This is a genomic window from Streptomyces caniscabiei, from assembly GCF_014930365.1.
In the GTDB taxonomy this organism is placed as follows: Bacteria; Actinomycetota; Actinomycetes; order Streptomycetales; family Streptomycetaceae; genus Streptomyces; species Streptomyces caniscabiei.
The window spans coordinates 151,041-171,645 of sequence record NZ_JABXWI010000017.1; the positions used below are offsets into that span (position 1 = coordinate 151,041).

Below are 20,605 nucleotides of genomic sequence, written 5' to 3' on the forward strand. Positions count from 1 at the left end.
TTTCAGCCATCTTGCAGCAAGAATCCGCAACGGCCTTGCCGCACGGGCCCCCACGGCCCACGAACCTCCCCTGCGGATCCCTTCAACGGAGAAGGACCCCACACATGGCCAGCAGAACCCTCTCCGGTGCGCTCGCACTCGCGGCCGGCGCGTCGATCGCGCTCGCGGTGCCCACGACGACCGCGTATGCCTCGCCTCCCGGCAACAAGGACGTGACCGCCGTCCTGTTCGAGTGGAACTTCGCCTCCGTCGCCAAGGAGTGCACCGACAGGCTCGGCCCGAACGGGTACGGCTACGTCCAGGTCTCGCCACCCGCCGAGCACATACAGGGCGCGCAGTGGTGGACGTCGTACCAGCCCGTCAGCTACCGGATCGCCGGACGGCTCGGCGACGCCACCGCCTTCAAGAGCATGATCGACACGTGTCACGCGGCCGGTGTCAAGGTCGTCGTCGACACGGTCGTCAACCACATGTCGGCGGGCAGCGGCACGGGCACCGGCGGCTCGTCGTACACCAAGTACACCTACCCCGGCCTCTACTCCTCCTTCGACTTCGACAACTGCACCGCCACCATCAGCGACTACACCAACCGCGCCGACGTCCAGAACTGCGAGTTGGTCGGGCTCGCCGACCTGGACACCGGTGAGGAGTACGTCCGTTCGGCCATCGCCGGGTACATGAACTCCCTGCTCGGGTACGGCGTCGACGGCTTCCGGATCGACGCCGCCAAGCACATCCCCGCCGCCGACCTCGCCAACATCAAGTCGCGGCTGACCAAGCCTTCCGTGTACTGGAAGCAGGAGGCCATCTACGGCTCGGGCGAGGCCGTCCAGCCGAGCGAGTACACCGGCAACGGGGACGTGCAGGAGTTCCGCTACGCCTTCGACCTCAAGCGGGTCTTCAACAACGAGAACCTCGCCTACCTGAAGAACTACGGCGAGGGCTGGGGCTACATGAACAGCTCGGTCGCCGGCGTCTTCGTCGACAACCACGACACCGAGCGCAACGGCTCCACCCTCAGCTACAAGGACAACGCGAACTACACCCTCGCCAATGTCTTCATGCTGGCGTACCCGTACGGCGCGCCCGACATCAACTCCGGCTACGAGTTCACCGACCACGACGCGGGCCCGCCCAACGGCGGTGCGGTCAGCGCCTGTTGGCAGGACGGGTGGAAGTGCCAGCACGCCTGGCCGGAGATCATGCGCATGGTCCCCTTCCGCAACGCCACCCGCGGCGAGGCGGTCACCAACTGGTGGGACAACGGGGGCGACGCGATCGCGTTCGGCCGCGGAGCCAAGGGCTTCGTCGCCATCAACCACGAGTCGGTCAGCCTCAGCCGCACGTACCAGACCTCCCTCGCGGCCGGCACCTACTGCAACGTGCAGAACAACACGACGGTGACCGTCAACGGTTCCGGCCAGTTCACCGCGACCCTCGGCGCCAACACCGCCCTCGCGATCTACGCGGGCAAGTCCAGCTGCTGACGGTGTTGTAAGCCCTTACCGTTACTTTCAAGCCTCTTGCTGAAATGCTTTCGGCGGCGATACGGTCACGCGGGGTTTGGAACTGCTGGCGTTGGAGTGGTTCAAGAGCGTTCGGGTGAGCGGGGGTGAGTGTGGATGGCCTGTGTCGAGCCGCGCTCCTGGCTTGTGATGCCGGTTTTCGGTGGGGAACTGATGTTCCCTCATCGAATGCGTGACCTTCATGGGTGGTGCTCGTTTCCAGGGCGACGGTGTATTCGAGTCGGGCCGGGCGGAGGTGGCGGGGTGGGTGAGGTGCGGAGCATCGCGGCGCCGTTCATCGTGTCCGGGCCGTCCGGTGTGGCAGTCCGGACACGCCTCAAGGGTCTGTCTCCCGGCGATGAGAAGGTGCTGCGTCTGGCGGGCGGGCACCTGGGGGCGCTGGCTTCGAAGGATCTCAAGGCGCGCTGCCGGGATGGTCTGGAGCATTCCGGGCAGGCGTGGGCGGTCCGTAAGCGGGAGCTGACACCCGTCTCGTCGTCGCGGTGGGCGGGCAGTATCACCAAGGCCACGCACGATCAGTGGGCGCTGGCCCGCCGCTGCCAGTCGGCGCACATCCAGAACCTGGAAGCCGGCATCCGCACCATCGAAACCCGGCTGTCCCTGCCGGTCGGGCAGAAGGGGACGCGGAAGGCGCCGGGAGGTTACCGGTCGCGGCGGGAGTGGCATGCGAAGGCGCGGCGGCTGCGGGTGCTGCAGGACCGGCTGGCCGCCGCGCGGGCCGACCGGGAGGCCGGGATCGTGCACGTGGTGCGCGGTGGTAAGCGGCTGGCCGGTGCCCGGCACCACCTGGAGGCGGCCGGGCTGACGGAGTCCGCGTGGCGTGGGCGGTGGGAGGCGGAGCGCTGGTTCTTCCAGGCGGACGGGGAGTCCGGCAAGCGCTACGGCAACGAGACCATCCGTATCAGCCCCGACGGCGAGGTGAGCATCAAACTGCCCACGCCGCTCGTGTATCTGGCGAACGCCCCGCACGGACGGTACGTCCTGGCGTGCCGGGTCGCGTTCGCGCACCGGGGCGGTGACTGGGCGGACCGCGTCGAAGCCGACCGGGCGATCGCCTACCGCATCCACCTGGATACGGGCCGGGGCCGCTGGTATGTGACCGCGTCCTGGCAGATCCCGCCCACTCCGACCGTTCCGATCGAGGCGGCGCTCGCGCACGGCGTGATCGGCGTCGACATGAACGCCGACCACCTGGCCGCCTGGCGCCTGGACATCCACGGCAACCCGGCCGACAGCCCGCGCCGCTTCTTCTACGACCTGACCGGCATCGCCGAACACCGTGATGCTCAGGTCCGCCACGCCCTCACCCGTCTCCTGCACTGGGCCCGCACCTGCGGGGTGAAGGCGATCGCGGTGGAGGACCTGGACTTCGCCGCCGAGAAGACCCGGGAGAAACACGGCCGCAGGAAACGCTTCCGGCAGCTGGTCTCCGGCATGCCCACGGGCAGACTCCGCGCCCGGCTTGCCTCGATGGCCGACGCCACGGGGATCACGGTCATCGCCGTCGACCCGGCCTACACCAGCCGCTGGGGTGCCCAGCACTGGCAGAAGCCCCTCACCACGACAACCCGTAAGACGACTCGCCATGAGGCTGCCGCCGTGGCGATCGGAAGGCGCGCTCAGCAGCACCCGGTCCGGCGACGGACGGCACCGCCCCCACGGCACCGGAGAGATGTAGTGGGGCATCGGACCGTCCAGGCCGGATCAGGTGTTGCTGGGCGTGAGGGAACCCGCCCCCGCATTCCCGGACCACGGACACGATCCGTGCCGCCCGGACGCGGAGCGAACGCGGGCAACCAGAACGCCCAACACCGTCCGGGGCGTTCGGCCGAGCATGAGACCTGGCAACAGGACTCACTCCCGCTCAGTCTTTAGGAACGGTCGGACCCACCAGAGCCGTCATCGCTAGGAGTCCCTCTGTGATACCGAGATGGCCGACGCCGTCGAGGCGCCGTACCACCCACGCCGGACGGACCGCCGTGGTCGGCGCGGTCACCGTGACCGCGCTGACCGCGGCGCTCGTCCAGCCCCTCGCGGCCGGAGCCGCCACCGCGCCCCCACCGCCGTCCGACGCGAAGCTGGCGAAGAGCGCCGCCCGTCACGACCTCACCCGCGAGCAGTTCTACTTCGTCCTGCCGGATCGTTTCGCCAACGGTGACCGGGTGAACGACAGGGGCGGACTCACCGGCTCGCGCCTCGCCACCGGCTACGACCCCACCGACAAGGGCTTCTACCAGGGCGGCGACCTCAAGGGCATCACCCAGCGCCTCGACTACATCAAGGGCCTGGGCACGACCTCCATCTGGCTCGCGCCGATCTTCAAGAACCAGCCCGTGCAGGGGACGGGGGCCAACGCCTCCGCCGGCTACCACGGCTACTGGATCACCGACTTCACCCGGGTCGACCCGCACTTCGGCACCAACAAGGACTTGGAGACCCTGATCTCCAAGGCCCACGCCAAGGGCATGAAGGTCTTCTTCGACGTCATCACCAACCACACCGCCGACGTCGTCGACTACGAGGAGAAGTCGTACGACTATCTCTCCAAGGGAGCCTTCCCCTACCTGACCAAGGACGGGAAGCCCTTCGACGACGCCGACCACGCGGACGGGAGGAAGAACTTCCCGTCCGTCGACCGGGACTCCTTCCCCCGGCCACCCGTCGTCCCGGCCGCCAAGAAGAAGACCAAGGTCCCCTCCTGGCTCAACGACCCGACGATGTACCACAACCGGGGCGACTCCACCTGGGCCGGCGAGTCCGCCACCTACGGCGACTTCGTGGGCCTCGACGACCTGTGGACCGAGCGTCCCGAGGTCGTCTCCGGCATGGAGAAGATCTACGAGAAGTGGGTCAGGGACTTCCGGATCGACGGCTTCCGGATCGACACCGTGAAGCACGTGAACATGGAGTTCTGGACGCAGTGGGCCACCGCGCTCGACGCGTACGCCGCGAAGAAGGGCCGCGACGACTTCTTCATGTTCGGCGAGGTCTACTCCGCCGACACCTCCGTGACCTCCCCGTACGTCACCCAGGGGCGCCTGGACTCCACGCTCGACTTCCCCTTCCAGGACGCGGCACGGTCGTACGCCTCCCAGGGCGGCAGCGCGAAGAGGCTGGCCCAGGTCTTCGGGGACGACTACAAGTACACGACCGGCCGCGCCAACGCGTACGAGCAGGTCACCTTCCTCGGCAACCACGACATGGGCCGCATCGGGACCTTCCTGAAGCAGGACGACCCGAAGGCCACCGACGCCGAACTGCTCGCCAAGGACCGGCTCGCCAACGAGCTGATGTTCCTCAGCCGGGGCAACCCGGTCGTCTACTACGGCGACGAGCAGGGCTTCACCGGCGCGGGCGGCGACAAGGACGCCCGCCAGACGATGTTCGCCTCGAAGGCCGCCGACTACCTGGACGACGACCTGCTCGGCACGGACCGTACGCACGCCAAGGACGCGTACGACACGAACGCGCCGCTCTACCGGCAGATCCGCGCGCTCGCCGACCTCCGCAAGGCGCACCCGGCTCTCGCCGACGGCGTCCAGACCGAGCGCCACGCGGACGACGGCGCGGGCGTCTACGCCTTCTCCCGGACCGACGCCCGCACCGGCACCGAGTACGTCGTCGCCTTCAACAACGCGGACGACGCCAAGTCGGCCACCTTCGCGACCGGTTCGGCCGGCATGACCTTCCAGGGCGTCCACGGCACCGACGGCAAGGTGAGGAGCGACGCCGACAAGAAGGTCACCGTCACCGTGCCCGCCGGTTCCTCGATCGTCCTCAAGGCCGCCGGCCCCCTCGGGAAGCCCGCCACCAAGCCCACGCTCAGCCTCAGGGCCCCGGCCGCCGGCGCCACCGGCACGGTCGAGGTCGGTGCCGGCGTGGACGGCGGACAGCTCAACCGGGTCGTCTTCGCCGCCCAGGTCGGCAACGGCAAGTGGAAGACCCTCGGCTCCGCCGACCACGCCCCGTACAAGGTCACCCAGACCCTCGGCGAGGACGTACCCGCCGGAACCGCCCTGCGGTACAAAGCAGTGGTGATCGACCGAACCGGACGTACGGCGAGCGCCACCGCGACCTCCACCACGGGCACCCCGCCCGCCCCCGAGGTCCCCACCGCCTCCTCACGCGACCACGCGATCGTCCACTACAAGCGCGCCGACGGCGACTACACCGACTGGCGGCTCTACGCCTGGGGCGACATCGCCGAGGGCGAAGGGACGACCTGGCCGGAGGGGCACGACTTCATCGGGCGGGACGCGTACGGCGCCTTCGCCTACGTCAAGCTCAAGCCCGGTGCCTCGAACGTCAGTTACCTCGTCATCGACAAGGACGGCACCAAGGACGTCTCCGCCGACCGCTCGATCGACGTCACGAAGACGGGGGAGATCTGGGTCGAGCAGGGCAAGGAGGCCGTGCTGACGGAGAAGCCCGACCTCCCGGCCCCGGACCCGTCCAAGGCCGTCCTGCACTACCACCGCGCCGACGGGAACTACGACGGCTGGGGCCTGCACGTCTGGTCCGGCGCCGCGAACCCCACGGACTGGGCCAAGCCCCTGGAGCCGGTGCGGACCGACGCCTACGGCGCCGTCTTCGAGGTGCCCCTCACCGACGGGGCCACCAGCCTCAGCTACATCATCCACAAGGGCGACGAGAAGGACCTCTCCGCCGACCAGGCACTCGACCTCAAGACCAACGGGCCCGAGGTGTGGCTGCTGAACGGGCAGGAGAAGTACCTGCTCCCGCAGCCGGCCGGTTCCGCCGCCGCCCTCGACCTCACCACCTCCAAGGCCGTCTGGATCGACCGGAACACCGTCGCCTGGAACGGGAACGACACCGCCGCCTCCACCCAGCTGCTGTACTCGCGCACCGGCTCCATCACCGCGAAGGACGGCGCGCTCACCAGCACCGACGAGCGGTGGCTGCGGCTGACCAGGTCGGCCCTCACCGACGCCCAGAAGGCGAGGTTCCCGCACCTGAAGTCGTACACCGCGTGGACCGTCGACCCCCGCGACCGTGACCGGGTCCGTGAGGCCCTGCGCGGCCAGCTGGTCGCCTCCCAGCGCGCGGCGAACGGGGCCGTGCTCGCGGCGGCCGGGGTCCAGATCGCCGGTGTGCTCGACGACCTGTACGGCGGGAAGGCGGCGGACGCCGACCTCGGGCCGACGTTCGCCAAGGGCCGCCCGAAGCTCGCCGTCTGGGCGCCCACGGCACAGTCGGTGCAGCTCGACCTCGACGGAAAGACCCTCCCCATGAAGCGGGACGGCGCCACCGGCGTCTGGTCCGTCACCGGCGAGAAGTCCTGGAAGAACAAGCCCTACCGGTACGTCGTGAAGGTGTGGGCGCCCAGCGTCCGGAAGGTCGTCACCAACAAGGTCACCGACCCGTACTCCGTCGCCCTGACCGCCGACTCCGAGCGCAGTCTCGTCGTCGACCTCACCGACAGGGCCCTGGCGCCGAAGGGCTGGTCGTCCCACACCAAGCCCAAGGCCGTACCGCTGAAGGACGCGCAGATCCAGGAACTCCACGTCCGGGACTTCTCCATCGGCGACGGCACCGTGCCGGCGAAGGACAAGGGCACCTACCTCGCCTTCACCGACAAGGACAGCGACGGCTCGAAGCACCTGCGGGACCTGGCGAAGGCCGGGACGTCGTACGTGCATCTGCTGCCCGTCGCCGACATCGCCACCATCCCCGAGCGGAAGGCCGACCAGGCGAGCGTCGACTGCGACCTCGGCTCCTACGCCGCCGACTCCGACCAGCAGCAGGAGTGCGTGGCGAAGGCCGCCGCGAAGGACGCCTTCAACTGGGGCTACGACCCGTACCACTACACCGTCCCGGAGGGCTCCTACGCCACCGACCCGGACGGGACGCGGCGCACGGTCGAGTTCCGGAGGATGGTGAAGGCGCTCAACGACGACGGCCTCGGCGTCGTGCTCGACGTGGTCTACAACCACACCCCGGCCAGCGGCCAGGCCGACAAGAGCGTCCTCGACAAGGTGGTCCCCGGCTACTACCACCGGCTCCTCGCCGACGGTTCGGTCGCCACCTCCACCTGCTGCGCCAACACCGCGCCCGAGAACACCATGATGAGCAAGCTGGTCGTCGACTCGATGGTCACCTGGGCCAAGCAGTACAAGGTCGACGGGTTCCGCTTCGACCTGATGGGCCACCATCCGAAGGCCAACATCCTCGCCGTCCGCAAGGCCCTCGACGCGCTCACGCCGGAGAAGGACGGCGTCGACGGGAAGAGGATCATCCTCTACGGGGAGGGCTGGAACTTCGGCGAGGTCGCCGACGACGCGCGCTTCGTCCAGGCCACCCAGAAGAACATGGCCGGGACGGGCATCGCGACCTTCTCCGACCGGGCCCGTGACGCGGTGCGCGGCGGCGGCCCCTTCGACGAGGACCCCGGCGTCCAGGGCTTCGCGTCCGGCCTCCACACCGAACCCAACTCCTCGAAGGACAACGGCACTCCCGCCGAGCAGAAGGCCCGCCTGCTGCACTACCAGGACCTCATCAAGGTCGGTCTGAGCGGCAACCTCGCGAACTACCGGTTCACCGACACCGACGGCAAGGAGGTCAAGGGCTCCGACGTCGACTACAACGGGGCCCCCGCCGGATACGCGGACGCGCCCGGCGACGCCCTCGCCTACGTCGACGCGCACGACAACGAGTCGCTGTTCGACGCGCTCGCCTTCAAGCTGCCGGCCTCGACGAACGCGGCCGACCGGGCCCGAATGCAGGTCCTGGCCATGGCGACCGCCGTCCTCTCGCAGGGCCCGGCGCTCTCCCAGGCGGGCACCGACCTGCTGCGGTCCAAGTCCCTCGACCGCAACTCCTACGACAGCGGCGACTGGTTCAACGCGATCCACTGGGACTGCCGGGACGGCAACGGCTTCGGCCGCGGTCTGCCCCTCGCGGCCGACAACCGGTCCAAGTGGCCCTACGCCAAGCCCCTGTTGACCTCGGTGAAGGTCGGCTGCGAACAGATCGAGGGCGCCTCGGCCGCCTACCGGGACCTGCTGCGGATCCGTACGACGGAGGACGTCTTCTCCCTCGACACGGCCGGACAGGTCCAGTCGAAGCTGTCGTTCCCGCTGTCGGGGAAGGACGAGACCCCGGGCGTGATCACCATGGAACTCGGTGACCTCGTCGTCGTCCTCAACGCCACCCCCGAGGAGCGGAAGCAGACCGTGGACGACCTGGCCGGAACGGCCTACGCCCTGCACCGGGCGCAGGCCTCGGGCGCGGACCCTATCGTCCGCGGGGCGTCGTACGAAGCCGAATCGGGGACCTTCGTCGTTCCGGGGCGGACCGTCGCGGTATTCGCCCGGTCCGACCGGTAGGGCGCTAGTTTGGGTGGTGCGGGCGGAGGGGGATCCGGCCCGCACCATCCGTGCGCCGGCGACGACGAGAGCCTCATGAGCCTGATGGCCGACGAAGCAAGCACCACGGTCCTGGTGGTCGACGACGCGGCCGCCAGCCGGTACGCGATGGGCGCGGTGCTGCGCAGAGCCGGGCACAGCGTCGTCCCCGTCGCCAGCGCCGGCGAGGCCCTCGCCGAACTCGACGTGCGCCTCCGCTCAGGGGTCCTGCCGGACGTGGCCCTCGTCGACGTCGGCCTCCCCGACATGAGCGGGTTCGAACTCTGCCGCCGGCTCAAGGCGCGGCCCCCGACGGCCGCCCTGCCCGTCGTCCACTTCTCCGCCGCCTCCGTCGCCCCCGGTGACCGCTGCCGGGGCCTCGACGCGGGCGGCGAGGCCTATCTGACGGTCCCCGCCGAACCGGAGGAGATCCAGGCGGTCGTCCGCGCGGCCGTCCGCGGCGCCCGGATGCGCAACGGCGCCGAGGCCCTCGTACGACGGCTCACCCTGCTCTCCGAGACCATCGTCGACGTCCAGGCCGCCCGCACCCTCGCGGAGCTGGCCGGGGCCGCCGCCGAGGGAGCCGCCCGGCTCACCCGGTCGCCCGCCGCCGTGTTCGTGCTCGGCGAGGACGGCCACCTCTACAGCGGCACCTCCCGTGCCAGGGCCCGCACCACCCTGCCCGACGCCGGCGCGCACGAGGCCGTGGCCCGGCTGATCCGCCGTGTCACCGAAGGCGACCCCGGCCCGCGCGACACCGTCGTGCCCGCGCCGCTGTGGCCCGCCGGCTTCTTCCGGCCCGGCGTCACCGAGGACGCCCGCCTCGTCCTCGCCCGCACCGAGAGCGGCACGCCCGTCTGCGTCGCCACCCCCGAGCACGACACCCGGCGCACGGCCTCCGACACCTCGGGGCTGGTCGCCCGCCTCGCGCAGGCCACCGCGCTGGCCGCGCAACCCCTGCTGATGTACCAGGTCGAACGCCATGTCGCGCTCACCCTCCAGCACAGCTTCCTGCCCAAGCGGGTGCCCGAGTTCCCCGGCCTCGAAGTCGTCGTACGATATGTGCCCGCGTCCCGGCAGACCGAGATCGGCGGTGACTTCTACGCGGCCCTGTCCACCCCCGGCGGCGTCCTCACCGCCGTCGGCGACGTCGTCGGGCACTCCCTGGAAGCGGCCACCGTGATGGTGGAGATCCGGCACGCCCTGCGCGCCTACTGCGTGGAGCAGTCCGACCCCGCGGCGCTCGCCGGGCGGCTCGACCGGATGCTCCAGCACTACCACCCCGATGTCACCGCGACCGTCTGTCTGGCCCTCGTCGAGCCGGACAGCGGGCGGGTGCGGGTCGCCAACGCGGGCCACATCCCGCCGCTGATCGTCCGCGACTCCGGCGAGGCCGCGTATGTGAAGGCCGCCGGGCCGCTCCTCGGGCTCGGCCTCGAACGGCCCGAGCCGACGGAGACGGTGCTGTGGCCGACGGACCGGCTGCTCATGGTCACCGACGGTCTCGTCGAGACCCGCGGCATCGATCTCTCGCTCTCCCTGGAGCAGTTGCGGGCCGCCGCCGCGGACGCCCCGGACGGGACGGTCGCGCTGTGCGACACCCTGCTGCACTGCTTCGGCCGGGACCGGGAGGACGACATCGCGATGCTGGCGTTGCGGCTGCGGTTAGGGTGACCTCATGCCGCAGATCACTGTTGACTACTCCGCCGTCCTCTCCGACGGCTTCGACCGGCCCGCGTTCGCCAAGGCCCTGCACGAGGAGGTCGTGCGGACCGCCGCCGCGAAGCCGGAGGCCTGCAAGACGCAGTTCCGTGCCACCGAGGACACGGTCGTCGGACCCGACCTCGACGGCCACGCCATCGTGCACGTCACGCTCGGGCTGCTCGCGGGCCGCACCGACGAGACCAAGGTGACGCTGACGGAGAACGTGCTGGAACTGCTGCGGGAGCACGTGAAGGTGGGGGAGGGGCTGGCGTTCCACGCGTCGGCGGAGGTACGGGACCTCGATCCGTCGTACCGGAAGTTCGAGGTCTAGGCGAGATCCAGCCGAGGATCAGCCGCGGGCCAGAGCCACCAGGCGTCCCGCCAGTTCGCTGAACGGGCCGTCCACCGGCTCGTCGGCGAGCATGCCGCGCAGCAGGGCCGCCATCTCCGTGTCCTGTGCCGCGCTCACGGCCGCCAGGGCCGCGAAGTCGTGGACGAGTTGGATCTCCAGCTCGTGTCTCGGGATGCGGCGGCCGTCCAGCCAGATGAGGGCCGTGGACTCGGCGAGCGAGATCCAGGAGCGGACGACGAGTTCGAGGCGGGCCGGCGGGGTGTCGACGTCCAGGTGCGAAAGGATCTGGACATAGGCGGCCTGCCGTACGCCGTCGACGAGGGCGTTGGTGCGCGACGAGCCGACGGCCGGGCCACCCCGCATCAGGGCCGAGAACCCGGGGCCGTGCTCGTCGACGAAGTCGAAGAACCGGTGGGTGACCCGGAGCAGCCGGGCGCCGAGCGGGCCCTCGCGGGGTTCCACGAAACGGTTCGCCAGATCGTCGGAGGCACGCTTCAACGCGGCCTCGTACAGGCTGAGTTTGCCCGGGAAGTAGTGGTACACGAGCGGGCGCGAGATGCCCGCCGCGGACGCTATCTCGTCGATGGAGACCTCGTCGGGCGAGCGCCGGCTGAACAGGTCGAGGGCGACCCCGATCAACTGCTGCCGCCGCTCCTCCACACCCATCCTGCGGCGCACACCGGTTCGCATACGAACACCTTACCGATTCATTCCAGCCGGACATCGGCTGGATAGCGTATAGGTGTTCGACCGTTTGGTCACCGGTCTCGCGGTCACCGGGCCTGCTGAAGCCCGCCGATCTCCCGGCCGTTCGCCAGCGTGCCCTTCAACTCAGCCTGGGCGCCCTCCTCGACGGGTACGGCGAGCAGATTGCCCTGCGCCGATCCGCTCGCCCCGCCGCTCAGCTCGACGGAGACGGTGTCCCGGCCGCCGGCGGCCAGCAGATAGGAGACACCGGCCGCGGACTTCCAGGGGGCGGCGGCCAGCACATGGGGGTCGGCCGGGCCGCAGGCGGGGACCTCGTCGGCGGCGGCCGTGACATACGCGCCGACGGGGGTGTTGAACTGGGTCATCGCCCGGGTGCCCGCGCCCCGCCAGGTCTCGGTGCGGGTGCACACCCAGTCGGCCGTGCCGCTGCCGTCGGGCAGCGGCTGACGGGCGAACCGCCAGGCGTTGACGGTCCGCACACCCTGCGAGCGCACGGCGGCGAGAGAGCAGGCGAACGGCGCCCAGGCCGCGGGCGCGGCGGACGCGTCACGGGCGGGCACGGTCGTCGGGCGGCCGACCGTGAGATGCGCGGGCACCACCTCGGACAGATCGCTCAACAACCGCGTACCTCCGGCGGCGTCGGTCAGCTGAAGAACGTCCCACGACGTGCAGTTCCCGCCGCGCACCGCCGGGCTCGCGAACGGCGCCGTCGTCCCGTCCTTCGCCAGCGCCAGCCGCCGCACCCGTCCGTCGGCCTTCGCCAGGTCCCGTACGGCCGCCTCGCGCACCCAAGGGGCCGTCAGATAGCGGACGTTGCCGTCGACCCGGCCCAGCACCAGGGCGCTCGCGCCGGCGCCGGCCGCCCCGTCCACCCGGGTCAGGTCGAGGGCCGCCATGTCCGGGTCGTCGAGCGGCTCGGCGTACCGGGCGATCCGGAGGCCGTCGTGGAGCAGGACGACCCGGAGGTTGTCCACCACGCCCGCGTAGAGCAGGTGCGGCGGGCCGGGCGGGGGACCGGCCTGGGTGCCGAGGGTGACCGCGACCTGCACGGACTCACCGGGGCGGGCCCAGACCGCGAGGGCCCGCCGCAGCAGGGCCCTGTCCTTGACGAGACCGCCGCGCGCGGGCCAGGTGCTGAAGTCGGTGCGCCCCGTCTCCCGCCACGCCGTGGCCGTCGCCGTCGTCAACCTGCCCGGATCGAGGGCCGCCTGCGCCGCCGGATTGCGCGCGTACGGGGGTGCGGCGGCGCCGTCCGGACCCCACCCGTCGCCGGGCAGGCCGAGGAGCGCCCCGCACACCACCACGGCGGCCGTGGCGGCCAGCGCGGCCCTCGTGTGCTGGCGGCGGCGCACCAGATCGGTGGGGCGGGCGTGCAGCGAGCAGGGGTCGTACTCGGGGGAGAGGAGCAACGCGTACTGCTGGGCCGGCACCGAGTCGGCCTCCCGCAGCGCGGCGGCCGGATCACCGACGCCGGCCTCTTCGAGGAGAGCCCGGACCACCGGGTCGGGAAGCTTCTCCAGGCCCCGCAGCACATAGGCGGCGCGGGCCGCCGGTGAGAGCGCCGACAGCCGCTGGTCCAGGGCCAGTTCGTCGGCGCCGCCCGAGCGGGGGAAGAGCCGCAGCCCCCACACCCGCGGCAGCAGCGGCGGCAACTGGGAGCGCTTCGGCCATGCCCTGCGGCGCAGCGGCAGACCGGCCTCCAGGGCGGTGCGGACCACCTGGAGCCGGACGTAGGCGTACCCGGGGTTGCGCTCGCGACCCGCCGCGGTGCCCGTGCCCGTCGCCTGGGCCGGGATCAGCGGGGCCGACGCGCGGCCCCTCGGCAGCGCCCGCTGCGTCAACGCGTGCGCCGTCAGCACTCGACGGTTGCGGCCCAGGCTCGGCGGCAACGTCAGATAGGCGATGCGCACCAGACGCGGGTAGTGCTCGACGAGCGCGGCCTCCGCCTGCTCGACGTCCACGACCGACTCCTGAGCACGGGAAGCTGCGGGGCGCGGGGCGACATCCTGTGACTGCACGTTCAGCAAAACGAGCGATAGGTCAGATGGTCACCACGCCGTTCCACTGGGGTGGGCCGGGGCGCCCAGTGGGGAGGGGGTGCCTGTTTCGTCGGCGGCTGCGGCCCGGTGGGGCTTCTCGCGCAGTTCCCCGCGCCCCTGAAAGACCAGGCCCCCGTGGCCCTGAAAGGCGACCGGCGGCGGGCCTGAAAAGCACGGGGCGCAGCCCCTGCTTTTCAGGGGCGCGGGGAACTGCGCGACCAGCCCCCACGCGCCCGCACCCGAAACCCAGAGGTCAGCCCAGCGACCACCCGCTGAACTCGACCAACCCCCGCGCCCCGCTCCCCCCGTTCGTCGCGCTCATGAAGAGCCCCACATCCTGCCCCCCGGCCAAGCCCCCCGGCACCACCACCGACGCCACCACCCGCCAGCTCGCCCCCTCATCCGTCGAACACTCACCCGTGAACGCCCCGACCCCCGTCCGACGCAACCGCAACAGCACCGGCGCCTTCACCCCCGTGATCCGCCGATACGTGTCGAGCGTCCCGTCCCCCGTGCTGTCGTACGACAACACCACCCCGTTCGCCGGAGTGACCGCCAGATTCAGGAACCCCGCCGACCCGGCCGTACCGAGACTGTTCCGCACCACGATCCCGGCCCGCGCCCAGTTCCCGGTCGCCGCCTGGGAGTCGACCCGCAGTGTCACGGTCGACCCGTCCCGCAGCGCCCCCGCCCGATAGAGCGTGCCGAACTCCGACGTGCCCCGCCACAGGTCCGCCCCGCCCCCGTCGATCCCGAACCGGTCCCCCAACTGCCCGAAGACCGCCCCGTTGTTGGTGTACGTGCGCCACCCGGAGTCCAGCGGCCCCGCCTCGAAGAGCGTGCCGTCGAACCGCCCCTCGACCCGGCTCTCACCCCGGGGTCCGTACTTGACCGTGACGGTGTACGGCAGTGGCCGCAGCGGCCGGTCGAGCGGCGCGTCCGGCGCGTCCGCGCGCCAGCGCACCGTCCCCGAGCCCGCCGCCGGGACGCTCGCCAACGATGTCGGCCCCTGCGGCTCGGCCGTCCCGGCGAAGCCGCCGAGTGCGAAGTCCACCCGCCCGGTGGCCCGCAGCCCGTTGACGTTGCGCAGGACCGCCGACAGCCGCGCCCGCCCGCCCGGCGGCAGCACCGGCGGGTCGGCCGTGACGGTGAGCAACCCCTGGTACGGCGCCCGCGCCAGCACGTCCCGCACCCGCGCCGCCGTCCGGTAGGCGTCCCCCACCGGCCGCGCCGGATAGTCCTTCCGCTCCCGCGTCCACGGTTCCTCGAACGCGAACCAGTCCACGGCCGCCGGAGCGGTCCCCGTGGCGAGCGCGTCCTCCAGCGTGTCCAGCCACTTCTGCCAGCGCGGCACGTAGAAGTCAGCCATCAGACCGTTCCACTCCCGGTTGCCGTACTCGTGCAGATTCCCCGTGTCGGACGTGGCCCGCCCGCCCCACACCGTGATCAGCACCTTCGCCGTCCGCTCGAACTCCGCCCGCTCGGCGTCGTTCGTGGCCATCAGCCGCGCGTCGTTCACCCACGGCCCGAGCAGGAACGCCGTGTTCGTCCCCGTCACCTCGTCCGACAGCCGCATCAGCCGCAGCCAGAGCGTGGAGAGCGCACGGAACGTCGCGAGATCGCCCCGCCGGTAGGCCGCCCGAAGCTGCGGCAGATACTGGCGGCTCCGGTGCGCGAGCGCCTGCCGGGCCACGTCCACCACGTCGTACCGGTACGCCGGACTGCGGCGCAGCCCGCCCGCCACGCCCAGCAGCCCGGCGAGGGCCGCGTCGAAGCGGCCCGGGTCGTACGTCAGGGTCCGCGGCGCGTACTCGGCCGCCCGGTCCGCCGCCAGGTCGGGGCGGGCGCAGAACAGGGAGTCGTGCGGGTCGCTGCGCTCCACGGCCTGCTGCTGGTAGGCGGTGTCGTGCAGCGCCCGCCAGGCCTTGCGGGCACCGTCGTCGCGGCCGCCGTAGCGGAAGTCGGCGTACGAGGAGAACCAGGCGGCCCGGTCGATCTTCTTCGGGGTCCAGGCCAGTTCCGAGAAGAGCTCGAAGGCCGCCGGGTCGCGGTCGGTGGCCTCCGGCATGAACGCCGTACCGACGAGCGCGCTGTCCGCCTTGTCCCGCCAGGCGAAGAACTTGTCGTTCCACAGGTGCGCGCGGGCCCCGATGGTCGTACGGCCGCCGAAGTTGGGGATCGTGCCGAAGCAGTACGGGGTGCCGCCCCAGTCGCGCTCGCGGTTCGTGACACTGGTGTAGCGGTCGGAGACACCGTCCACGATCAGCATCTTCGACCGGTCGATGGCGTCCAGGAGTTCCGGCAGCGGGTTCTCCTGCCAGCCGAGGATCACCCAGGTGGCGCCCGGGTGGGCCTTCTGCAGGGCGCGCTCCACGCCCTGGGCCGCGTCCGGCACGGGCACGTCACCCGCGGTGCCGCCCTCGTGGAGGAGGTCCATCTTGAAGTGGGACGCCTTGCCGTACACGTCCTGAAGGTGGCCGTAGAAGGAGGAGGCGGCCCGGGCGAAGGTGTCGGTGCGCGGGTCGAGCCAGTCGGGGCGTTCGAAGCCGTGCCAGATGCCCTGCGGGACGACGTGCGCGTCACCGCCGTTGCGCTGGACGAACTCCTTGGGGACATGGCCGTAGTAGCCGGGCAGCACCGGCGACATGCCCAGGTCGCGCAGCCGGTCGGCGATCCGCCGGCCCAGGGCGGCGCGGCGGGCGATCAGCTCGGGGGAGAGGGGGCCGCCGTAGCCGGAGAGGTTCTGCAGCAGCCACCAGGGCTGGTGCGAGGGCGCGGGCAGCCAGGCCCGGGACTCCTCGTCGGAGTAGCCGAAGTCCTTCAGCAGCCGGTGGTAGACGGCCTCCATCCCCGCGATGACCAGCACCTCGTTGCAGCCGTGCGCCGCCAGCAGATCGATCTGGTGCTCCCAGTAGGGCCAGTCCGCGTACGGGGCGGTGTAGCCGTCGTTGGTGTCGTTGAGCGCGAAACGGTGGGGGAGGGCGGTGGATCTCTCCAGGGGGCGGGCGGGCGCCGGGAGGCGCTTGGGAAGGTCGAGCCGGCCGCCGTTCCAGGCCAGGTGCGCCCCGCAGACGTACTTGAGGTACCAGTGGACGCCCATGAGCAGGGTGGCGGGAGTCGTGGCCTGGACCCGGATGCTTCCGGTGGTGCCCGTGACCCGGAACCGGTCGACGGTTCCGCTGCGGTCGAGCAGACTGAGCCGGAACTGTCCGGCGTGGCCGGGCAGCAGCCGATTGAGCGCGGAGCGCGCGGGAGCCGTATCGAAGGCGGGGCCCTCGCCGGGGCTCTCTGCGGCGTGGGCCGGGGCCGACCACTGCAGGTAGGTTCCGAGGCCGATGACACCGGCCGAGCCCAGCACCGTGCGTCGCGACGGACTGTTCATGTCTGTGTGCCCCCTGTGTCGACAGTGGCGGCACGCTAACGGGGCGACCGTCCGTGAACAACGGTGCGCACGGAGCTGGCGAGTTCACGTCGCCGGAATGGACGCGGAGGTACGGATGAGCTTGACGAGGAAGAGCCTTGCGGGGAGCGCGGCCGGCGCGGTCGCGGCCCTGCTGTTGCTGACCGGCTGCGGCTCGGGCGACGACGCCGAGGCCGCCGTCCCGAAGACGGCGACGGGGACGCTGGAGCACATCGCGGGCGAGGTCGGCTGCAAGCCGGACATGCAGACGGACGCGGACACCATCCGCCAGGCCCTCTGCACCAACAAGGACGGCGACTTCGACGGCAAGTTCGTCCTCGCGACCTTCGCCACCGACCGGGGCCAGGCGGAGTGGCTCGCCGGCGCCAAGGACTACGGCGGGTACTACCTCGTCGGCCGCAAGTGGGTCGCCGTCGGCGAGAAGAAGACCGTGGGCGGGCTGCAGGGCACGCTCGGCGGAGAGGTGCAGGAGGGGTCCGCGCACATGAACCCCGGCGGCAGCCACAACAACGGCAGCCACAGCGGCTGACGGCGGCCACGGCGGCTGACGGCGGCCACGGCGGCCGACCGACCGCGAGGGAAACGGAAAGCCGGCGGTGGGATTCCCACCGCCGGCTTCCTCGTCACCGCTTCAGGATGACTGTGGCTGCTTCAGGACTACTGGCAGTCCTGGCCGCTGTTGATGCAGTCGACCACCTGGTTCATCGTGTTCTCGTCGAAGAAGTTGATGAAGTCGTTGTGGTCGGTGATGGCCTTGTGCAGCTGGTCCGGGAAGGAGTCGATCGCGTACGCGTTCTGCAGCTGCCCGTTCTGGACGGACGGGGCCGGGATGTCGTAGACCAGGCGGACCTGGAGCTGCGGGATGGCCTGGAAGCCGTTGGAGCAGCTGCCGTTCTGCTCGACGAAGTCGACGTGCGTGCGGTGGTTGGCGCTGTCGATGTTCTGGCCGTCCCAGCAGCTCTGGAAGAAGGACGTCCGGACCACGGAGCTGCCCTGCGGGCAGATCGGGTACTTGTCCGTCACCACGCGGTCCTCGAAGCCGGTGCAGCTCCAGTTCGTGTTGGCGTTGTTCAGGCCGTTCACGAAGGACTTCGCGTCACCGGTGATGATGCGCAGCGCGGTCGGCATCGCGACGACGTCGCTCTGCTTGTTGCCGACGAACTTCAGCTCGGCCTGGCTCGGCTCGACGATCTTGCCGACGTTGCCGTCCTGGCCACCGCCGGGCGCGTTGGCGTCGATGTCGTTGGTGCCGTCCTGCAGACGGATGACCGGCCAGAAGTAGGAGGACTTGTCGCCCTGGTTCTGGCAGGTGGTCTGCGCGTTGGCCAGGTCCTGGTCGCTCGCGAAGGCGTTGTTGCTCTGGTTGCCGACGTAGTCGTGCTGGTGCTGGGCACCGTTGCTGACACCCGGGGCCACGATCACGTTGTCCGAGTTGCGGAGCTCGTTCTCGTTGGTGCCGCAGTTCGTGGTGAAGGAACCCGTCGAACCGCCGTCGCCGTTGGCCGCGAGGCCGTTGCCGCCGACACCCTTCGGGCCGCCGTTCGGCTGGACCTGGTTGATGTCGATGAAGTCGCCCGCGACCGGGCCGTTGCCGCCCTGGCCGTTGCCACCCTGGTTCTGGCCGTCGCCGCCCTGGTTCTGGCCGTCACCCTGGTTCTGGCCGTCGCCGCCCTGGTTCTGGCCGTCACCCTGGTTCTGGCCGTCACCGCCCTGGTTCTGGTCCTGGTTCTGGCCGTCGTTGTTGCCGCCCTGGTCCTGGCCCTCACCCGCGTTGACCTGGTTCGGGTCGGCGACGCCCTTGCAGCCGGCGAGCTGGTCCATGCCCTGCGGAACCTGCCCGCCCGCGTTCCGGATGTTGATGCCGATCCGGTCGAGGGTGGCGACTCGCTTGGACTGGAGCGGGCTGATGATGGCGTTGTTGACGAAGCCGGCGTCTCCCGCCTGGGCCTGGCGCGTGTCGGCGAGGCGCTTGTAGGCCTCGGTGATCTGCTGGTCCAGCAGCGCCAGTTCCTTGGCGACACCCTTGCGCGCCCTCTCGGGCACGTTCGTCAGCTGCTGACCGACGTCGGGGCAGTCGATCGTGGCCACCTGCGCGGAGGCCAGCGTGCTGTTCTGACCGGACTTCGACTCACCCGCTGAGGCGTAGAAGTTCGCCCAGACCAGGCCGCCGCCCGCGACCGCGAGCGCCGCGGATGCGGCAATGGCCCGGACGGCCAGCGGCGAACGTCGTTTGCGTGTGTTGCGTCCCATGGAACTCCTCTGACTTCCTTGCGGGGCATCGAGGCGCCCGACAGGAGTGAAGCGGCTCCATCAAGTACGCGGTGAGTCCCAGGAGTGTTCAGACGACTCAGAAATTGATGAGAGATTCGTGGGACAAACTGGTTTCAACACCCCATGGAACACCGGGAGTTGTCGCCCGTCTACGGCGTGTGCGCGGTGCGGCTCCCGGACGGGGTCCAGGAAGGGAACGTTTCGGCGGCCCTGGTCAAGATACGCGAGAACCGCCGCCCGCGCGCCGATTGCCCGTTCTGCCGCCGAACCGCACCCGCCCTCGCGGCAGGACAGGGCGGGATCCCTCGCCCCCGGCGGACAGCCGGTGCCGGAGGGACGACACCGCCCAACCAGCGGTCGAGCGTCCGTGAACCTCAGCCCATATGGGTTGGAATCCCCCTCTTCTAAGAGGGGGAGGATGTCAACCAGCATCAGAAGTCTCATACCGCCGACTCTGCCCGCAGGGCGGACGCCACGGCACGGAACTGCTCTCAGAAGATCGCGGCCAGGAGATCCGCGCTCAGGAGCCCCACCAGGCGGCCCCGAGGCGCGGATCCGCCGTCAACGGCCCAGCGGCGGTGTGTACTTGTACCCGACCCGCCGGACCGTCCGGATCGCCTGGCGGAACTCCGCGCCGAGCTTGCGGCGCAGCCGGGCGATGTGGACGTCGACGGTCCGTCCGTCGCCCACATGCCCGTAGCCCCACACCGTGGTGACCAACTGGTCGCGGGTGTGCACCCGGCCCGGGTGGGCGACCAGATGGGCGAGGAGTTCGAACTCCAGGTAGGTGAGGTCGAGCGGCCGCCCGTCGACCCGCGCGGTGCGCTGCGCGGTGTCGACGTGGATCAGTTCGTCCCCGACCTCGACGGAGGCGGAGGCGGAGGCGGTGTCGTCCGCGACCGCGAACGGCAGTACCGGCGGCTGCTGGTCGGCCGGTACGAGCACCAGGTAACCGATCATCGGCGGCCGGCCCGGCAGCGTGGGCAGGGTGTGCTGGGGAGCGGGCAGCCAGGTGGCACCCGGCGGCAGGAAGTCGGTGATGTCCACGACCTCCTCCCGGCCCACGGCACGCAGCCGGTGGCGGGGCGAGGGCTCGGGGGAGGGGACGGCGACGGTGGCGGAGCCCGACGCGGCGGTCAGCGGGGCGGCGGTCGAGAGGGAACGGGTGTTCGCCATGAGAGGTCAGCTCTTTCGCGCGAGAGGTTCGTCCGGGAGACCTC

Annotated in this window: 10 protein-coding genes and 1 pseudogene; 6 read left to right on the forward strand and 5 right to left on the reverse strand. The window is 70.9% G+C overall.

Annotated elements, in window-relative coordinates; translation table 11 throughout:
• Window positions 1–104: 104 nt before the first annotated feature.
• The 5 genes and pseudogenes from HW837_RS37775 to HW837_RS37795 all read left to right on the forward strand — a co-directional run bounded on the left by HW837_RS37775 (window position 105) and on the right by HW837_RS37795 (window position 10,925).
• Window positions 105–1,487 carry an alpha-amylase gene (locus tag HW837_RS37775; protein ID WP_193381697.1) on the forward strand — a complete coding sequence of 461 codons (1,383 nt, stop codon included), beginning with the start codon at window positions 105–107 and terminating at the stop codon, window positions 1,485–1,487.
• Between the two features lie 282 nt (window positions 1,488–1,769).
• Window positions 1,770–3,401 (forward strand): annotated as a pseudogene (locus HW837_RS37780) (nuclease/transposase family protein).
• 44 nt (window positions 3,402–3,445) lie between these two features.
• Window positions 3,446–8,872, forward strand: a complete 5,427-nt coding sequence (gene pulA, locus HW837_RS37785; RefSeq protein WP_193381699.1) for a pullulanase-type alpha-1,6-glucosidase — start codon at window positions 3,446–3,448, stop codon at window positions 8,870–8,872.
• A gap of 84 nt (window positions 8,873–8,956) precedes the next feature.
• On the forward strand, window positions 8,957–10,564 hold the full coding sequence (locus tag HW837_RS37790) for a fused response regulator/phosphatase (RefSeq protein WP_045555815.1): 1,608 nt from the start codon (window positions 8,957–8,959) through the stop codon (window positions 10,562–10,564).
• A gap of 4 nt (window positions 10,565–10,568) precedes the next feature.
• The gene (locus HW837_RS37795) at window positions 10,569–10,925 is read left to right on the forward strand and encodes a 5-carboxymethyl-2-hydroxymuconate Delta-isomerase (protein ID WP_045555426.1); all 357 of its coding nucleotides are present in this window, start codon (window positions 10,569–10,571) and stop codon (window positions 10,923–10,925) included.
• Window positions 10,926–10,943: 18 nt separating this feature from the next.
• On the opposite strand, the gene HW837_RS37800 is transcribed toward HW837_RS37795, so the two are convergent.
• The 3 genes from HW837_RS37800 to HW837_RS37810 form a co-directional block, all read right to left on the reverse strand.
• On the reverse strand, window positions 10,944–11,636 hold the full coding sequence (locus HW837_RS37800) for a TetR/AcrR family transcriptional regulator (protein WP_078853254.1): 693 nt from the start codon (window positions 11,634–11,636) through the stop codon (window positions 10,944–10,946).
• An 83-nt stretch (window positions 11,637–11,719) separates the two neighbouring features.
• Complete coding sequence (locus HW837_RS37805) at window positions 11,720–13,672, reverse strand: hypothetical protein (protein WP_193381700.1); 1,953 nt, start codon at window positions 13,670–13,672, stop codon at window positions 11,720–11,722.
• 274 nt (window positions 13,673–13,946) lie between these two features.
• The gene (locus tag HW837_RS37810) at window positions 13,947–17,075 is read right to left on the reverse strand and encodes an alpha-N-acetylglucosaminidase (RefSeq protein ID WP_193381701.1); all 3,129 of its coding nucleotides are present in this window, start codon (window positions 17,073–17,075) and stop codon (window positions 13,947–13,949) included.
• Window positions 17,076–17,190: 115 nt separating this feature from the next.
• Here HW837_RS37810 and HW837_RS37815 point away from each other — a divergent pair, with 115 nt between their 5' ends.
• Window positions 17,191–17,643: a hypothetical protein gene (locus tag HW837_RS37815; protein WP_045555812.1), complete on the forward strand. Its 453-nt coding sequence runs from the start codon at window positions 17,191–17,193 to the stop codon at window positions 17,641–17,643.
• A gap of 128 nt (window positions 17,644–17,771) precedes the next feature.
• Here HW837_RS37815 and HW837_RS37820 read toward each other — a convergent pair whose 3' ends face one another.
• Window positions 17,772–19,364 carry a DUF1996 domain-containing protein gene (locus HW837_RS37820; protein ID WP_093788199.1) on the reverse strand — a complete coding sequence of 531 codons (1,593 nt, stop codon included), beginning with the start codon at window positions 19,362–19,364 and terminating at the stop codon, window positions 17,772–17,774.
• A 582-nt stretch (window positions 19,365–19,946) separates the two neighbouring features.
• The gene (locus tag HW837_RS37825) at window positions 19,947–20,561 is read right to left on the reverse strand and encodes a winged helix-turn-helix domain-containing protein (RefSeq protein WP_045555423.1); all 615 of its coding nucleotides are present in this window, start codon (window positions 20,559–20,561) and stop codon (window positions 19,947–19,949) included.
• Window positions 20,562–20,605 lie beyond the last annotated feature (44 nt).